We start from the raw sequence: 16,361 nt of genomic DNA, 5'->3' as shown, positions 1-16,361 counted from the left end.
ATGTTCCGGATCACAGGAAGTACAGGCGGTTGAGGGAGACCGAATCGGCCGCCTCGGAGCGCAGCGGGTCGCCGTCGAGGGTGACGAGACCGCTGCGCGCGTCCACATCGACCGCGCCCACCCGGGAGTTCAGGAGGAGGTTCCCCGGACCGATGCCGCGGGTGCCGCGGACGGCGACGCGGCGGCGGCGGGTCGGCATCTCGTCGGAGCCCAGCGCGGCGGCCGCGGCGGAGACGAAGGCGACGGAGATGTCGGCGGCGGTGGCCCCGTAGGAGCCGAACTGCGGGCCGAGGACGAGCGGCTCGCAGGTGTCGGTGGCGGCGTTGGGGTCACCGGTGACCCCGTAGGCCGGGAAGCCGGACTTGAGGACCAGCTGCGGCTTGGCGCCGAAGAACTGCGGGCGCCACAGCACGATGTCGGCGAGCTTGCCGACCTCGATGGAGCCGATCTCGTGGGCCAGGCCGTGGGCGATGGCCGGGTTGATGGTCAGCTTGGCCATGTAGCGCAGGACGCGGGCGTTGTCGTCGCCCTCGCCGTCGCCGGCCAGCGGTCCGAGTTCGCCCTTCATCTTGGCGGCCATGGCGAAGGTGCGGCGGATGGTCTCGCCCGCGCGGCCCATGCCCTGGGCGTCGGAGGAGGTGATGCCGATCGCGCCGAGGTCGTGCAGGACGTCCTCGGCGCCCATCGTGCCGGCCCGGATCCGGTCGCGGGCCATGGCGGCGTCGCCGGGGAGGTCCGGCTTGAGGTCGTGGACGGAGACGATCATGCCGTAGTGCTCGGCGACCGCGTCGCGGCCGAAGGGCAGGGTGGGGTTGGTGGAGGAGCCGATGACGTTGGGCACGCCGGCCATCTTGAGGACGTTGGGGACGTGTCCGCCGCCGCAGCCCTCGATGTGGAAGGCGTGGATGGTGCGGCCGTCCAGGACGCGGAGGGTGTCTTCGACGGAGAGGCATTCGTTGAGGCCGTCGCTGTGCAGGGCGACCTGTACGTCGTGTTCCTCGGCCACCCGCAGGGCGGTGTCCAGGGCGCGGGTGTGGGCCCCCATGTCCTCGTGCACCTTGAAACCCGAGGCGCCGCCCTCGGCCAGCGCCTCCACCAGCGGGGCGGCGTCGGAGGAGGAACCGCGGGCGAGGAAGCCGATGTTGACGGGCCAGGCGTCGAAGGCGCCGAAGGCGTGCCGAAGGGCCCAGGGGGAGTTGACGCCGACGCCCCAGACCGGGCCGAACTCCTGGCCGATGACCGTGGTGACGCCCGCGGCGAGCGAGGCCTCCATGATCCGGGGGGAGAGCAGGTGGACGTGGGTGTCCACGGCGCCGGCGGTGGCGATCAGCCCCTCGCCGGAGACGATCGAGGTGCCGGTGCCGACGACGACGTCCACCCCGTCGAGGGTGTCCGGGTTCCCGGCCCGGCCGATGGCGTGGATGCGGCCCTCGCGGATGCCGATGGAGACCTTGCGGATGCCGAGGACGGCGTCGATCACCAGCACGTTGCTGATCACGACGTCGCAGGTCTCGCGGACGGCGGCGGCCTTCAGGTGCAGGCCGTCGCGGGCGGTCTTGCCGAAGCCCGCCAGGAACTCGTCCCCGGGCTTCTGGGCGTCGTACTCGACCCGGACGGTCAGCCCGGAGTCACCGAGCCGGACCCGGTCCCCGGCGCGCGGGCCGAAGACGGAGGCGTACTCGTACGGGTCGATGTGCCGGCTGCCCGGCGCGCAGTGGTCGCTGTGGGGGGTCTGGCGGCTCATGCCGGGTTCCCTTCGGGGCGCGGGAGGTCGGCGCCGGGAGCCTCACCGGCGTCCGGGGCGCCGGGGCCGGGAGCCTCACCGGCGTCCGGGGCGCCGGGGCCGGGAGCCTCACCGGCGTCCGGGGCGCCGGGGCCGGGGGCCTCGCCGGGCGCCTGGGCGTCGGGGCCGGGGGCCTCGCCGGTGCCCAGGTAGCCGCACGCCGCCGCCCTCGCCAGCGCCTGCGCCTTCGCGCCGGGGGCGTCCAGCGGGCCGTCCACCAGCCCGGCGAAGCCGATGGCGATGCGGTCGCCGCCGATCGGGACCAGGCCGACCTCGCCCTCGCCGTGCGGGTCGAACCGTACGGAGGAGCCCGCGGGGACGCAGAGCCTCATGCCGTAGGCGGCGGCCCGGTCGAAGTCGAGGCGGGGGTTCGCCTCGAAGAAGTGGAAGTGGGAGGTGACGCTCACCGGCACCGGGGCGGTGTTGCGCACCCGCAGGTGCAGCACCGGCTCCGGCTGGGGGGCGCCGGGGCCGGGTACGACGGCGCCCGGGGCGTCGTCACCGAGGCCGACCGCGCCCCGGATCGGGGAGGAGACCACCGCGAGGCGGGATCCGTCGTCGAAGACGGCCTCCACGTGCACCTCGGTGACCACGTCGGCCACGCCCGGCAGGACGTCGTCCGGGCCGAGCACGGCGCAGGCCTCCTCGATGGCCTCCGCCAGCCGCTTGCCGTCGCGCGCGGCCTCGCAGACGGTGTCCGCGACGAGCGCCGTGGCCTCGGGGACGTTGAGCTTCAGTCCGCGGGCCCGTCGGGCCCTGGCCAGTTCCGCGGCGCCGCGCAGCAGCAGGCGGTCGCGCTCCGTAGGGGTCAGCCGCACGCCGATCCACCACCTTTTGAGTCAACGGGTTAGAGCATCACTCTAACTCTTCATTTTCCCGTTGGGAATCATTGACCTGGGGCCAAGGCTTGAGTCACATTGAGTGCCGCTCAAACATTGCGCATCCACCGCTAGGCCACCCCCCGCCCGGCCAAGGGAGTCCCCCCATGCCCATCGAACAGCGCGGCGTCGACACCATCCCCGAGGAGGAGCGGACGAGCGGTCCCCGTGACCTGATCTCGATCCTGCTCGGCTCCAATCTCTGCCTCGGGGTCATCGTCTTCGGCTGGCTGCCCCCGTCCTTCGGACTGGGCCTGTGGCCCTCGGTCACCGCCATCGTGACCGGCACCCTCGTCGGAATCGCCTTCACCGCGCCGCTCGCACTGGTGTCCCTGCGCACGGCGACGAACCTCTCGACCTCCAGCGGGGCCCAGTTCGGCGTCCGCGGGCGGCTCGTCGGATCGGTCGTCGGCCTGCTGCTCTCCCTCGGCTACACGGCACTGACCCTGTGGATCGGCGGCGACGTGATGGCCGGCGTCCTGTCCCGGCTCACCGGACTGCCGGACACCGGTCTCTCCCGGGCCGTGATGTACGGCCTGCTGGCCGCCTGTACCGTCGTCGGGGCCGTCTTCGGCTACCGGCTGCTGCTGCGCATGAGCAAGATCCTGTCCATCGGCATGGTGATCCTGCTGGCCGTCGGCGTCTTCGCGTACTCCGGCGACTTCACCGCCGCCGCCCCGCCGCAGACCCCGTACCTGCTCGGCTCCTTCTGGCCGACCTGGCTGCTCGCGGCCGTCGCCGCCGGGCTGAGCGGTCCCGTCGCCTTCATCACCCTGCTCGGCGACTACACCCGCTACATCTCCCCCGGCCGGCACGGCTCCCGCAAGGTCCTGCGGGCCACCGGCCTGGGCCTGCTGATCGGCCTGCTCGTACCGCAGCTGTTCGGCACCTACACCGCGCTCGCCGCCAAGGCCGGCACCGACTACGCCGGACCGCTGGTCGAGGCCGCGCCCTTCTGGTACCTGGTCCCGCTGCTCGCCGCCGCCGCGGCCGGCTCGGTCGGCAACGCCGGGCTGATGCTCTACTCCATGGGCCTCGACCTCGACGCGATCGTCCCGAAGGCCACCCGGACCACCGCCACCCTGGTCGCCGCGAGCGTCGCGACCGCCTTCGTGTTCATCGGCTCCTTCGAGTGGGACGTCCAGTCCGCGATGACCTCGTTCGTCCTGGTGCTGACCGCGATCGGCACCCCGTGGGCCGTGATCACCCTGATCGGCTACGTCCGCTGCCGGGGCCGCTACGACGCCGACGCGCTCCAGGTCTTCAACCGCCGCTCGGTCGGCGGCGTCTACTGGTACCGAGGCGGCTGGAACCCGGCCGCCACCGCCTCCTGGGCGATCGGCGCGGGCGTCGGCCTGCTCGCGGTGACCACCCCCTTCTACGAGGGCCCGCTGCTCGCCCTCACCGGCGGCGTGGACTGCTCCTTCGTCCTGTCCGGCCTGGTCGGCGGCCTGACCTACGCGGCGCTGACGCTCCGCGCCGTGCCCGGAGCCGTCGCCGTCGCCGGCACGGCGGACGGCGTGGCGGTCGCCGCCGACTGACCGCGGGCCGGGACGGGTGCACGGCGCGGGCCCCGGGGGGCGTACCCCGGGGCCCGCGTCGTCGGGCCGTCAGGCGCTAGCCGCACTTCTGCGTCGTCGCCGCCTCCGTGACCGCGGTGTCCAGTGCCTGGATCTGCGGCTGGAGCTGGGTCAGCGCGTCCTTGCCCGTGGTGTCGCCGGACAGTCCCTCGTAGGCCTTCTTGAGGTTCTCCGCGGCCGTCGTGACGGCGCTCTTCTCGGCCGACTTCAGGGTCGTGGTGTTCTTCTTGACGTTCTGCCAGTCCGTCTGGACCGCGTCGTAGGCCGACTTCATCTGGTCCTTGGTGGCCGTCGCCGGGCTCAGTGCCTTGAGCGCGGCGTTGTCGGACTTCAGCTGGGTCAGGCTGGTACACAGCTCGGCGGCGGCCTTCGTGGCCTCTTCCTGCGGAGTCGTGTCGTCGCTGGAGCATGCCGTGGCGCCGAGTACCACGGCGGCACAGAGCAGGCCGGAGGCAACGAAGCGCTTCATGGGATCCGCCTTTCCGCCGGCCCTGCGCCGGCACACCGCCAACCTCGCACGCCCTCTGCGGCCCCGCATTCCCGGGCGGGCCGACCGGGTGAGCACGGCCGAAGGCCCGCGCCCCGGGATCCCGGGGCGCGGGCCTTCGGCCGTACGCCGTCGCTCTAGCCGAGCGGGTGCATCCAGCCGTGGGCGTCGGCGGTGTGTCCGGTCTGGAGGTCGAGCAGCGCCTTGCGGAGCTTCATGGTGACCTCGCCGGGGAGGCCGTCACCCTGGGTCCAGTTCGCGCGCTCGGACTTGACCGAGCCGACGGGGGTGATCACGGCGGCGGTGCCGCAGGCGAAGACCTCGGTCAGGGTGCCGTTCTCGTTGTCGCGCTTCCAGTCCTCGGTGGTGATCCGGCCCTCCTCGGCGGTGTAGCCGAGGTCGCGGGCGATGGTGAGGAGGGAGTCCCGGGTGATGCCCGGGAGCAGCGAGCCGGTGAGCTCGGGGGTGACGATGCGGTCGCCGTACACGAAGTACAGGTTCATGCCGCCCATCTCCTCGATCCAGCGGTGCTCGACGGCGTCGAGCCAGACCACCTGGTCGCAGCCGTGCGAGGCGGCCTGCGCCTGGGCGACGAGGGAGGCGGCGTAGTTGCCGCCGGTCTTGGCGGCGCCGGTGCCGCCCTTGACGGCGCGGACGTAGTCCTCGGAGAGCCAGACGGAGACGGGCTGGACGCCACCGGGGAAGTAGGCGCCGGCGGGCGAGGCGATCACGATGAAGAGGAACTCGTTGGCCGGGCGGACGCCCAGGCCGACCTCGGAGGCGAACATGAACGGCCGCAGGTACAGGGAGGCCTCGCCGGAGTCCGGAACCCAGGCGCGGTCCTGCTTGATCAGGGCGTCACAGGCCTCGATGAACAGCTCGGCCGGCAGCTCCGGCATGGCCATGCGGCGGGCGGAGGCCTGGAAGCGCTCGGCGTTGGCCTGCGGACGGAAGGTGGCGACGGTGCCGTCGGGCTGCTTGTAGGCCTTGAGGCCCTCGAAGATCGTCTGCGCGTAGTGCAGCGTCATGTTCGCCGGGTCCATCGACAGCGGCGCGTACGGGACCAGCTCGGCGTCGTGCCAGCCGCGGCCCTCGGTCCACTTGATCGTCACCATGTGATCGGTGAAGTGGCGGCCGAAGCCGGGGCTGGCCAGGATCGCCTCGCGCTCCGCGTCGGACAGGGGGTTCGAGGAGGGCTTCAGCTCGATCGTGGGCGTCGTCATGAGTGCTTGTCCTTCACCGGTTTTGTAGGGCGGACCGCGCTCACGGCGTACTAGGACGTCCGAGCTTCCCCGTATTCCGCGGCCTCGCGTTCGATTATCGCGTATCGCACGGGAGCAGGCTTCGGTGAAACGGGGTGATGCGGCCCAGGGGAGATGGTGGCACCCGGGGCCGCGCAGGAAAAGCCGCCGGGTGCGGTGGTCGCGACCCGGCGGCTTCCTGAGGTGGAGCTGCCGGGTCAGCCGGCTACGCGTGCGGCGAGGGCGTCGCCGATCGCGTCGGTGGAGCGGAAGGTGCCGTCGCGCTCCGCGAGGTCGGCGGAGACGGCCTCCTCGATCCGGGCGGCCTGCTCCTCGTAGCCGAGGTGGCGCAGCAGGAGGGCGACGGAGAGGATCGTCGCGGTCGGGTCGGCCTTGCCGGTGCCGGCGATGTCCGGGGCCGAGCCGTGGACGGGCTCGAACATGGACGGGAAGGCGCCGGTCGGGTTGATGTTCCCGGAGGCGGCCAGGCCGATTCCGCCGGTCACGGCGGCGGCCAGGTCGGTGAGGATGTCACCGAAGAGGTTGTCCGTGACGATGACGTCGAAGCGCTCGGGCTGGGTGACGAAGAAGATCGTCGCGGCGTCGACGTGCAGGTAGTCGGTGGTGACCTCGGGGTACTCGCGGCCGACCCGGTCGAAGGTGTTCTTCCACAGGTGGCCCGCGTACACGAGGACGTTGTTCTTGTGGACCAGCGTCAGCTTCTTGCGCGGGCGGGCGTTTGCCCGCTCGTACGCGTCCCGCACCACGCGCTCGACGCCGTACGCGGTGTTGAGGCTGACCTCGGTGGCCACCTCGGCCGGGGTGCCGGTGCGCAGGCTGCCGCCGTTGCCGGTGTACGGGCCTTCGGTGCCCTCGCGGACCACGACGAAGTCGATCTCCGGACGGCCGGCGAGCGGGGTGGCCGTGTTCGGGAACAGCTTCGACGGGCGCAGGTTGATGAAGTGGTCGAAGGCGAAGCGGAGCTTCAGGAGCAGACCGCGCTCCAGCACGCCGGACGGGACCGACGGGTCCCCGATGGCGCCCAGCAGGATCGCGTCGTGGTGCCTCAGGGCTTCGAGTTCGGCGTCCGGGAGGGTCTCGCCGGTGCGGTGCCAGCGCTGGGCGCCGAGGTCGTATTCCTTGGTCTCCAGCTTCACGTCCTGGGGCAGGACCGCGGTAAGGACCTTGAGTCCCTGAGCCACGACTTCCTGGCCGATGCCATCACCGGGGATCACTGCGAGATTGATGCTGGTCGACATGTCGGAACCGTACTCCCGGTCCCATCCCTCGGGCATATCCAGTCCACCATGTGGACCAGCCGTGCCCGGGGCGGGACGTCCGTCTGCTGGGTCAGTGGCCGGTCGAGCCGCCGTTGTCACGGCGGTCCAGGGCGCGCTGCAGGGCGGCGGCGGCGTTCTTGCGGTCGGCGTCGGCGGTGGAGGAGTGGCGGACGCGGCGGACGGCGGTGGTTGCGTTCATGGTGATCGACTCCTTGAGATCACGGCGTGGCGGGGCCACGGATGAGGGGTTCCTTCAAGGCGCCGGAAGAGGCGGGGAGCGGTGCGCCGCAGGGGTTGCCTGCCAAGGGGCGCGCGCTCACGACCGCCATTCGCTGGATCAGCGAGACGTTCGGCTTCTACAAAGCTAGGCCAGCTCGCGTTGTATGTCTCCGCAATTACTCGGGCTTCCTACTATCTGAGACGGCCGACCCACCGGAAACCCCCTCCCCAGCCCTCCGATTCAGCCCGCTTCGGAGCGAAGTTCCCTGATCAGAGCCCTTACGGCCAAGGTGGACGCGGATTCCGGCGTAGTGACGTACCCCACGCGTCTCACCGGCCCCGAAGGGCCCAGACCGGTGATGTCCACGGCGTCCGTGGCCTCGCGCAGCGACAGCTCGGGCAGGATCGCCATCCCGAGGCCCCGGCCGACCATCGTCAGCACCATCCCGTCGTCCTCCGCCTTGACGGTGGCCCGGGGGATCCAGTCCTGGGCCCGCCACCAGTCCCGGGTGTACGAGCCGCAGTTCTCGTCCCAGTCCAGCAGGGGCAGCGCCCTCGGGTCCGGGTGCCCGGCCGGGTGGACCAGTGCGTACGCCTCCTCCCGGAGCACCCCGGTCAGCAGCCGCCCCGGCGCCGCGGCCCCGGCGGGTACGGACCCGCCCGCGCCGCCGCCGGTCGCGCCGGTCGCGTTCAGCGTCGCGATCCCGAGGTCGGCGCGGCCCGCCGCCACCTCGCCCGCCGTGCCGGCGCCGAGTTCGCGGACCACCCGGACCTCGGGCCGGATGCCGGAGTGACGGGCCGTGAGCCGTTCCAGCGCGGGCGGCAGCAGGTGCAGGGCCGCGCTGCGGAAGGCGGCGATCCGGAGCACCCCGGCCACGGTGTCGCGGCCCGCGCCGCGGGCTTCCGCGCCGAGGACCTCGTACATCCGAAGGATCCGGCGGGCGAGGGCGACGGCCCGCTCCCCCGCCGGGGTGGGGCTCGCCCCGCCCCGGCCGCGCTCGAAGAGCACCGCGCCCACTTTGGCCTCGCTGCCGCGCACGGAGTGCGACACGGCCGACTGGGTGAGCCCCAGGGAGGCTCCGGCGGCGGAGAAGCCGCCGGCGTCGGCGACGGCGGCCAGGACCCGGAGTTCCTGCGGCGAAAGATCGGCCACGGGGGCTCCCACCTCGTTCTATGAGCGGTGTTCATGGATGTGCGACTTCCATGAACGCAACCCCCTGCCCGGGCCGGGGATTCCTTCCTAGCGTCCTCCCCATGACCACGAGCACGGCGTACGCCGTTCACCAGACCGCCCGCCCCACCGGCTTCCCCGCCGCGTCCGACTTCGCCCTCGTCCGCACCCCGGTCCCCGACCCCGCCCCGGGCACCGCGCTCGTGGAGAACCTCCTGCTCTCGGTCGACCCGTACCACCGCGGCCTGATGGACGGCGGCGAGGGCGGCTTCGAGCTGAACGCCCCGCTGGAGGGACGCGCGGTGGGGCGGGTGCTCGCCTCCCGCGATCCGGGGCTGAGCGAGGGCGACCTGGTCTTCCACCGCTCCGGCTGGCGGACCCACGCCCCGGTCACCCTCGGCGTGGACGGCACCCGCAGGCTGCGCGGCCACCAGGGCGTCCCCCTGGAGGCGTACCTCTCGATCCTCGGCGGCACCGGCCTGACCGCGTACGCCGCGCTCACCCGGACGGCGGGGCTGCGCGCGGGCGAGGACCTGTTCGTCTCCGCCGCCGCGGGCGGGGTCGGCACCGCCACCGGCCACATCGCCCGGCTGCTGGGCGCCCGCCGGATCATCGGCAGTGCGGGCTCGGCGGCCAAGGTCCGCCACCTCACCGGCACGCTCGGCTTCGACGCGGCCTTCGACTACCACGACGGCCCGGTCGGCGAGCAGCTCGCGCAGGCGGCGCCGGACGGCATCGACGTCTACGTGGACAACGTCGGCGGGGACCACCTGGAGGGGGCGATCGACTCGCTGCGCGAGTACGGGCGGGTGGCCTGGGTCGGCGCGATCTCGATGTACAACGGGGACCGTTCCCCGGCCGCCCCCCGCAACCTCTTCGAGGTCGTACACAAGTCGCTCCGTCTGGAGGGGGTATTGGTTCGCAATCACACCAATCTCCAGGACGAGCTGGAGGACTTCCTCGTGCCGCATCTGCGCAGTGGTCGCGTGGGCACCGACACCACCGTTGTCCAGGGAATCGATCACATGGTGGAGGCTTTCCTGGGCATGCTGCGGGGGGACAATCTGGGCAAGATGCTGGTCCGTCTCACCAGCTGAATCCGGCCGACCGGATGTTCACCGTTTTCTTACCGCGCGGAGGTGGACCTTTGGGCCGGCTGCGGCCACCCTTGCCGTCATTGTGCCAGCGGGGCACCCGAGTTGGAGGCGAGCAACCAGTGACACCGATCAGCCGCAGGGGTTTCGTGGGAATCGGCGCCGGGCTGGTGGCGGGGGCGACCCTGCCCGCGATCACGCCGACCTCGACGGCGGCCGCCACCGCGTCCGGCACGATCACCGATGTGAAGCACGTGGTGATCCTGATGCAGGAGAACCGCAGCTTCGACCACTACTTCGGCAGGCTGAAGGGCGTCCGCGGCTTCGGCGACCGCGCCGCCGGCAACGTCCCGGGCGGCTGGGGCACCTTCAACCAGCCGAACTGGGGCGGCCGCCAGTACCCGTGGAAACTGTCCGCCACCCCGCCGGCCGGCGGGGCCGACAGCGAGACCCTGGCCCAGTGCGCCGGAGACCTCCCCCACAGCTGGACCTCGCAGCACGCCGCCTGGAACAAGGGCCGGATGGACAACTGGGTCACCGGCGTCGGCAACACCCGCACCCTCGGCCACCTGGACCGGGGCGACATACCGTTCCACTACGGCCTCGCCGACAACTACACGATCTGTGACGCGTACTTCTGCTCCGCCCTCAGCGCCACCGGCCCCAACCGCACGTTCCTGTGGAGCGGGAAGGTCGACGCGGGCAGCAAGGACGGCGGCGACGAGTCGGGGCTGACCTGGGAGACGTACGCGGAGGCCCTCCAGCGGGCCGGCATGAGCTGGAAGGTCTACCAGAACGCCCAGGACAACTACGGGGACAACGGCCTGGCCTACTTCAAGAAGTTCACGGACGCCGCCCCCGGCAACCCGCTGTGGGACCGCGGCATGGCCTCGGTCCCGAAGGTCACCGGCTCCACCCCGGACGACATCGCGGCCGCGATCCGCGCCGACGTGGTCGCGGGCACGCTGGCGCAGGTGTCCTGGGTCGTGGCGAACGAGGCCTTCTCGGAGCACCCGTACGCCCCGCCCGGCGACGGCGCCCACTTCGTGGACCTGGTCTACCGGGCGCTGTCGGCGAACCCCGAGGTCTTCGACTCCACGGTCCTCTTCCTGAACTACGACGAGAACGACGGCTTCTTCGACCACGTGGCGCCGCCGGTCGCCCCGCCCGGCACCGCGGACGAGTACATCGACGGCCTCCCGATCGGCCTCGGCTTCCGCGTCCCGATGATCGTGATGTCGCCGTGGACCCGCGGCGGCTGGGTGAGCTCGGAGGTCTTCGACCACACCTCGGTGCTGCGGTTCATGGAGACCTGGTCGTCCGCCCTCGGCACCCCGGCGGCCTGCCCCAACATCAGCGCGTGGCGCCGCAGGGCGGTGGGCGACCTGACGGGCGTCTTCGACTTCGCCCGCCCCGTCTACGGGGTCCCCGCGGGCCTGCCGTCCACGGCGAAGGTCATCGGCCAGTCGACCTGCGGCCCGCTGCCCAACCCGGCGCCGCAGGACAACGCCCTGCCGGCGCAGGAGTCCGGCACCCGGCCGGCGCGGGCGCTCCCGTACCAGGTCAACGGCAACCTGGACCGCTTCGAGTTCGGGGCGGCCGGGCAGATCCTGGCCTGGTTCTCGATGAGCAACCAGGGGGCGCAGGCCAAACGGCCGGCGCACTTCTCGATCCACCCGCACCAGCACCGGGACACGGCGGCCTGGCAGTACACCGTGGACCCGGGCGCCACGTCGACCGACTGGTTCAGCATCGGGCTCGGCAGCGGCTCCGGGAAGTACGACATCTCGATGTACGGCCCGAACCGGTTCCTGCGGCGGTTCATCGGCGACGCGTCGAAGGCGGGCAAGGCGATCGAGGTCGCTTCCCGCTTCGCGGTCGAGCCGGGCACGGGCAAGACGGCCGTCTACTTCAAGATGACCAACACCTCGGCCTCCCCGGTCACCTTCACCATCCGCTCGAACGCCTACCGCACGGACGGCCCGTGGACGTACACGGTCCCGGCGCGCTCCTCGCGCGAGGACTTCTTCAACGCGGTGCACTACAGCAAGGGCTGGTACGACTTCACCGTCCTCGCGGACTCCGACGGCACCTGGTCGCGCCGCTACACCGGTCACATCGAGACGGGCGCGCCCAGCGTCTCCGGCTGACGCCTACAGGACGTCGCCGTCGCGCCAGTCGAAGTCGAGCCGCCCGGTGGGGTCCGGCAGGATCCCGCCGGGCGGCGTCCACACGAAGGTGGAGCCCTCCTCCTCGGCCAGCCGCACCGGCCCGTCCGGGCCCAGCACCCCGATCCGCCCGGGGTACGGCCGCCAGCCCCGGCCCGTGTAGAGGGCCGCCCCGGCCTCGGACGCCGAGAGCGCGCCCAGCACGTAGGCCCGCCCGATCACCGCCTCCAGGGCGGCCATCACCGCCCCGCCCAGCCCGCGCCGGCGCCGGTCGGCGCGGACGGCGACGGCCTCGACGTACCCGGTCCGCAGCGCCCGCCCGCCGTGCAGCACCCGCCGCTGGACCACGCTCCCGTGCGCGACCGGTTCCCCCTCCTCGTACACCAGGGCGTGCATGCCGCCGAGGGCGTGCTCGAAGTCCTCGTCCCCGAAGTCCCCCTCGAAGGCGCCGTCCAGCAGCGCCCGGACCGCGGCGAGATCGTCCGGGCCCAGCTGCGCGGTGTGCGCGAGGCGGGTGTACGTAGCGCTCATGCCACCAGTCTGCCGCGCAGCCGCGGCGACGCGGTCCGGGAAGCGTTCCGGGAAAGGCCGGAAACAGGCGGGGGTCCCAAAACCCGGGGTGCGCCACCAGACGTCCCGGAAGTCCCGGTGCCCGATGCCGTCGAGGGGACGCGGACCGTCTTCAGCCAGGCCGGGCGGGGTGCGTGGTCCACTCCGCGCTCGTCGTCATTGCGCAGGTCGACCACGGTCCGCACGCCGTGCCCGGCCGGCGCGGTCCAGCCGCGCCCGGTGAGTGCGCCCGGCCGGTCGGCTCGGACCGGCGTCCCCGGGGCGAGGCGCCCCGGACCTCCGAGATCGCGCACGTTGAAGCAGCCGTCCCACGCGAGGAATCGACCGGTGGTCGCCATTCCCATAGCCCCCCTGTCAGTACACAACGGACAGTGGGTCATGACGCCGCCCTGGCGGCGCCCGCTTCTCTCGCGTGAAGATCGGTCCATGCCGCCTGACACCACACCCGGGGCCGAGCGCGAACGCTGGGCGCCCACGCACGGTGAGCCGTACCGTCCCACGCCCTACCGCCCCGCGCGGATGCCGAGCGGGGAATCCCTCGCGCGTTCCGCCGAGTTGCGGGCCCGTATGGAAGAGCGCCGCACCGTGCGGCACTTCTCCCGCGACCCCGTCCCCGCACAGGCCGTCCTGGACGCCGTCGCCTGCGCCGCGACCGCGCCGTCCGGGGCGCACCAGCAGCCGTGGACCTTCGTCCTGGTCAAGGACCCGGTCGTCCGGCAGCAGATCCGCGCCGCCGCCGAGCAGGAGGAGGAGCTCTCCTACGACGGCCGCCTCGGCGACGAATGGCTCGCCGCCCTGCGCCCCATCGGCACGGACGCCGTCAAGACGCACCTCACCGACGCCCCGGCGCTCATCGTGGTCTTCCAGCAGCGCTACTGGCTCGGCCCCGACGGCACCAAGCGCAAGCACTACTACGTCGACGAGTCGGTCGGCATCGCCGTCGGCATGCTGCTCTCCGCCCTCCACCTCAGCGGCCTCGCCGCCCTGGTCCACACCCCGAGCCCGATGCGCTTCCTGGCCCACGTCCTGGAGCGCCCGGAGAACGAGAAGGCCTTCGCGGTCATCCCGGTCGGCTACCCCGCCGACGACTGCGAGGTCCCGGACCTGCTGCGCAAGTCCCTGGACCAGGTCGTCGTCGAGGTCTGAGGAACTGGAACCGCCCCCGCACCGGACTTGGGGGTACCGGAGCGGGGGCGGGGTTCAGCGGTGGGCGGGATCAGCCCATGTGGGGGTAGCCGTACTCGGTCGGCGGGACCAGGGTCTCCTTGATGGAGCGGGTCGAGGTCCAGCGCAGCAGGTTCGACGCCGCGCCCGCCTTGTCGTTCGTACCCGAGGCGCGGCCGCCGCCGAAGGGCTGCTGGCCGACGACGGCGCCGGTCGACTTGTCGTTGATGTAGAAGTTGCCCGCCGCGAAGCGGAGCTTCTCCATCGTGTCGGCGGCCGCGTAGCGGTCCTGCGCGATGACGGCGCCGGTGAGGGCGTACGCCGAGACGTTCTCCATCTGGGCGAGCATCTCGTCGTACTTGTCGTCCTCGTAGACGTGGATCGCGAGGATCGGGCCGAAGTACTCGGTCGTGAAGACCTCGTTCTCCGGGTCGGTGCACTCGATGACGGTCGGGCGGACGAAGTAGCCCTCCGTGTCGTCGTACGTGCCACCGGCGACGACGATGCAGGTCGGGTCGGCCTTGGCGCGGTCGATCGCGGCCTTGTTCTTGGCGAACGAGCGCTCGTCGATGACGGCGCCGATGAAGTTCGTCAGGTCGCGGACGTCACCCATGGCGATGCCGTCGACCTCGGCCGCGAAGGCCTCCTTGAAGCCGTCGTTCCAGATCGAGGCCGGGACGTAGGCGCGCGAGGACGCCGAGCACTTCTGGCCCTGGAACTCGAAGGAGCCGCGGGTCAGGGCGGTCTTCAGGATGCCGCGGTCGGCGCTCGGGTGGGCGACGACGAAGTCCTTGCCGCCGGTCTCGCCGACCAGGCGCGGGTAGGAGCGGTACTTCTCGATGTTGTTGCCGACCGTCTTCCACAGGTACTGGAAGGTCTTGGTCGAGCCGGTGAAGTGGATGCCGGCCAGCTCGGGGTGGTTCAGGGCCACCTCGGAGACGGCGATGCCGTCGCCGGTCACCAGGTTGATGACGCCCTTGGGCAGACCGGCCGCCTCCAGGAGCTCCATCAGCAGGACCGCGGAGTGCGTCTGCGTCGGGGACGGCTTCCACACGACCACGTTGCCCATCAGGGCCGGGGCGGTCGGCAGGTTGCCGGCGATGGCCGTGAAGTTGAACGGCGTGATCGCGTAGACGAAGCCCTCCAGCGGGCGGTGGTCGCTGCGGTTCCACACGCCGGCGCTGTTCGCGGCGGGCTGCTCGGCCAGGATCTGGCGGGCGAAGTGGACGTTGAAGCGCCAGAAGTCGACGAGCTCGCAGGGGGTGTCGATCTCGGCCTGCTGCGCGGTCTTCGACTGGCCCAGCATGGTGGAGGCGGCCAGCTTCTCGCGCCACGGGCCGGCCAGCAGCTCGGCGGCGCGCAGGATGATCGCGGCGCGGTCGTCGAAGGACATCGCGCGCCACGCCGGGGCGGCGGCCAGGGCGGCGTCCACGGCCTCCTGGGCGTCGGCCTCGGTGGCGTTGGCGTAGGTGCCGATGACGGACTTGTGGTCGTGGGGCTGGACCACGTCGAAGCGCTCACCGCCACCCATGCGCTTGACGCCGTCGATCGTCATGGGAAGTTCGATGGGGTTCTCGGACAGCTGCTTGAGCTGCTCTTCGAGACGCACGCGCTCGGCGCTGCCGGGGGCGTACGAGTGGACCGGCTCGTTGACCGGCGCGGGGACCTGGGTCACAGCATCCATGGGTCTGGTAACTCCTTGACCTTGTTCTAGGACCTAGTTCTTGGTGATCATCGAGCGGACGAAGAAGAGCAGGTTGGCCGGCTTCTCGGCGAGGCGGCGCATGAAGTAGCCGTACCAGTCGGTCCCGTACGCGGTGTAGACGCGCATGCGGTGGCCCTCGGCGGCGAGCCGCAGGTGCTCCTCGCTGCGGATCCCGTACAGCATCTGGAACTCGTACTCGTCCAGTTTGCGCCCCGCCGTGCGGGCGAGCTCCTGGCTGATGGCGATGAGCCGCGGGTCGTGGGACCCGATCATCGGGTAGCCCTCGCCCTCCATCAGGATCTTCAGGATGCGGACGTACGCCTTGTCGATCTCGGCCTTGTCCAGGTACGCGACCTCGGCGGGCTCCTTGTAGGCGCCCTTCACGATCCGGACGCGGCTGCCGGCGGCGGCCAGGCGGCGGGCGTCGGCCTCGGTGCGGAACAGGTACGCCTGGATCACGCAGCCGGTCTGCGGGAAGTCCCGGCGCAGCTCCTCGTGGATGGCGAACATCGAGTCGAGGGTGGTGTGGTCCTCGGCGTCCAGGGTGACGGTGGTGCCGATGGCGGCGGCGGCCTCGACGACCGGGCGGACGTTGGCGAGGGCGAGCTCGTGGCCGCCCTCCAGCGCCTGGCCGAACATCGACAGCTTGACCGACATCTCGGCCTTCTCGCCGAGGCCCAGGCCGGCGAGGCGCGCGATGAGCTCCAGGTAGGCGTCACGCGCGGCGTAGGACTGCTCGACGGTCGTGATGTCCTCGCCGACGACGTCGAGGGTGACCTCAAGGCCCTTGCGGGTCAGGTCCTCGACGATCGGGATGACCTGGTCGACCGTCTCGCCGGGGATGAAGCGGTTCACCACGGGCTTGGTCACCGGGGCGGCAGAGACGATTCGGCGCATCTTGTCGCTGCGCGAGGCGGCGAGGATCGCGGGACCCAGCACGGGGCACCTCCAACGGGTGGCAGAAGCAGTCATACGGCCCGCCGCGGGGGATGGGCTGCGGACGTACAGGAAAACTCAAGTG

Annotated in this window: 15 protein-coding genes; 4 read left to right on the top strand and 11 right to left on the bottom strand. The window is 71.8% G+C overall.

What is annotated here, in order from left to right; translation table 11 throughout:
* Positions 1–10 precede the first annotated feature (10 nt).
* Complete coding sequence (locus EES41_RS25750) at positions 11–1,744, bottom strand: urease subunit alpha (protein ID WP_123080500.1); 1,734 nt, start codon at positions 1,742–1,744, stop codon at positions 11–13.
* Positions 1,741–2,601 (bottom strand): urease subunit gamma, encoded by an 861-nt coding sequence (gene ureA / locus EES41_RS25745; protein ID WP_123080499.1) that lies wholly within the window; start codon positions 2,599–2,601, stop codon positions 1,741–1,743. Before ureA ends, EES41_RS25750 begins: the two co-directional genes overlap by 4 nt.
* 167 nt (positions 2,602–2,768) lie before the next feature.
* Here ureA and EES41_RS25740 point away from each other — a divergent pair, with 167 nt between their 5' ends.
* A complete protein-coding gene (locus EES41_RS25740) occupies positions 2,769–4,202 on the top strand; it encodes a cytosine permease (RefSeq protein ID WP_123080498.1) in 1,434 nt (477 codons plus the stop codon).
* A 76-nt stretch (positions 4,203–4,278) separates the two neighbouring features.
* Here EES41_RS25740 and EES41_RS25735 read toward each other — a convergent pair whose 3' ends face one another.
* From EES41_RS25735 to EES41_RS25720, 5 genes are all read right to left on the bottom strand, one after another.
* Entirely contained in the window at positions 4,279–4,710 is a 432-nt protein-coding gene (locus EES41_RS25735) for a type IV pili methyl-accepting chemotaxis transducer N-terminal domain-containing protein (protein ID WP_250570041.1), read from the bottom strand.
* Between the two features lie 155 nt (positions 4,711–4,865).
* Positions 4,866–5,951, bottom strand: a complete 1,086-nt coding sequence (locus tag EES41_RS25730; RefSeq protein ID WP_073798360.1) for a branched-chain amino acid aminotransferase — start codon at positions 5,949–5,951, stop codon at positions 4,866–4,868.
* A 236-nt stretch (positions 5,952–6,187) separates the two neighbouring features.
* Positions 6,188–7,228: a 3-isopropylmalate dehydrogenase gene (locus EES41_RS25725; RefSeq protein ID WP_123082699.1), complete on the bottom strand. Its 1,041-nt coding sequence runs from the start codon at positions 7,226–7,228 to the stop codon at positions 6,188–6,190.
* A 91-nt stretch (positions 7,229–7,319) separates the two neighbouring features.
* Positions 7,320–7,448, bottom strand: a complete 129-nt coding sequence (locus EES41_RS43880) for a hypothetical protein (RefSeq protein WP_086025386.1) — start codon at positions 7,446–7,448, stop codon at positions 7,320–7,322.
* Positions 7,449–7,709: 261 nt separating this feature from the next.
* A complete protein-coding gene (locus tag EES41_RS25720) occupies positions 7,710–8,621 on the bottom strand; it encodes a LysR family transcriptional regulator (protein WP_123080497.1) in 912 nt (303 codons plus the stop codon).
* 101 nt (positions 8,622–8,722) lie between these two features.
* Between EES41_RS25720 and EES41_RS25715 the strand changes: the two genes are divergently transcribed.
* Positions 8,723–9,736: an NADP-dependent oxidoreductase gene (locus EES41_RS25715; RefSeq protein WP_123080496.1), complete on the top strand. Its 1,014-nt coding sequence runs from the start codon at positions 8,723–8,725 to the stop codon at positions 9,734–9,736.
* Positions 9,737–9,855: 119 nt separating this feature from the next.
* Positions 9,856–11,883 (top strand): phosphocholine-specific phospholipase C, encoded by a 2,028-nt coding sequence (locus EES41_RS25710; RefSeq protein ID WP_123080495.1) that lies wholly within the window; start codon positions 9,856–9,858, stop codon positions 11,881–11,883.
* Between the two features lie 3 nt (positions 11,884–11,886).
* Here the strand turns inward: EES41_RS25710 and EES41_RS25705 are convergent, their stop codons facing one another.
* Both EES41_RS25705 and EES41_RS25700 read right to left on the bottom strand, forming a co-directional pair.
* The gene (locus EES41_RS25705; RefSeq protein ID WP_123080494.1) at positions 11,887–12,432 is read right to left on the bottom strand and encodes a GNAT family N-acetyltransferase; all 546 of its coding nucleotides are present in this window, start codon (positions 12,430–12,432) and stop codon (positions 11,887–11,889) included.
* Positions 12,429–12,809: a tyrosine-protein phosphatase gene (locus tag EES41_RS25700; RefSeq protein ID WP_254211568.1), complete on the bottom strand. Its 381-nt coding sequence runs from the start codon at positions 12,807–12,809 to the stop codon at positions 12,429–12,431. The genes EES41_RS25705 and EES41_RS25700 overlap by 4 nt, the downstream gene beginning before the upstream one ends.
* Positions 12,810–12,897: 88 nt before the next feature.
* Here EES41_RS25700 and EES41_RS25695 point away from each other — a divergent pair, with 88 nt between their 5' ends.
* On the top strand, positions 12,898–13,617 hold the full coding sequence (locus tag EES41_RS25695) for a nitroreductase family protein (RefSeq protein WP_174261738.1): 720 nt from the start codon (positions 12,898–12,900) through the stop codon (positions 13,615–13,617).
* Between the two features lie 70 nt (positions 13,618–13,687).
* Here the strand turns inward: EES41_RS25695 and pruA are convergent, their stop codons facing one another.
* Positions 13,688–15,319 (bottom strand): L-glutamate gamma-semialdehyde dehydrogenase, encoded by a 1,632-nt coding sequence (pruA, locus tag EES41_RS25690; RefSeq protein ID WP_123080492.1) that lies wholly within the window; start codon positions 15,317–15,319, stop codon positions 13,688–13,690.
* A 33-nt stretch (positions 15,320–15,352) separates the two neighbouring features.
* Positions 15,353–16,279, bottom strand: coding sequence for a proline dehydrogenase family protein (locus EES41_RS25685; RefSeq protein WP_073772970.1), 927 nt, complete (start codon positions 16,277–16,279; stop codon positions 15,353–15,355).
* Between the last annotated feature and the right edge of the window lie 82 nt (positions 16,280–16,361).

This window comes from Streptomyces sp. ADI95-16 (genome assembly GCF_003721495.1).
Lineage (GTDB): Bacteria > Actinomycetota > Actinomycetes > Streptomycetales > Streptomycetaceae > Streptomyces > Streptomyces goshikiensis.
This window is presented reverse-complemented; position numbering and strand designations above follow the sequence as displayed.

Coding starts and splice junctions, on each gene's coding strand:
- EES41_RS25750 (WP_123080500.1), bottom strand. CDS start 1,744: ATGAGCCGCCAGACCCCCCACAGCGACCACTGCGCGCCGGGCAGCCGG.
- EES41_RS25740 (WP_123080498.1), top strand. CDS start 2,769: ATGCCCATCGAACAGCGCGGCGTCGACACCATCCCCGAGGAGGAGCGG.
- EES41_RS25735 (WP_250570041.1), bottom strand. CDS start 4,710: ATGAAGCGCTTCGTTGCCTCCGGCCTGCTCTGTGCCGCCGTGGTACTC.
- EES41_RS25730 (WP_073798360.1), bottom strand. CDS start 5,951: ATGACGACGCCCACGATCGAGCTGAAGCCCTCCTCGAACCCCCTGTCC.
- EES41_RS25725 (WP_123082699.1), bottom strand. CDS start 7,228: ATGTCGACCAGCATCAATCTCGCAGTGATCCCCGGTGATGGCATCGGC.
- EES41_RS43880 (WP_086025386.1), bottom strand. CDS start 7,448: ATGAACGCAACCACCGCCGTCCGCCGCGTCCGCCACTCCTCCACCGCC.
- EES41_RS25715 (WP_123080496.1), top strand. CDS start 8,723: ATGACCACGAGCACGGCGTACGCCGTTCACCAGACCGCCCGCCCCACC.
- EES41_RS25705 (WP_123080494.1), bottom strand. CDS start 12,432: ATGAGCGCTACGTACACCCGCCTCGCGCACACCGCGCAGCTGGGCCCG.
- EES41_RS25700 (WP_254211568.1), bottom strand. CDS start 12,809: ATGGCGACCACCGGTCGATTCCTCGCGTGGGACGGCTGCTTCAACGTG.
- EES41_RS25695 (WP_174261738.1), top strand. CDS start 12,898: ATGCCGCCTGACACCACACCCGGGGCCGAGCGCGAACGCTGGGCGCCC.
- pruA (WP_123080492.1), bottom strand. CDS start 15,319: ATGGATGCTGTGACCCAGGTCCCCGCGCCGGTCAACGAGCCGGTCCAC.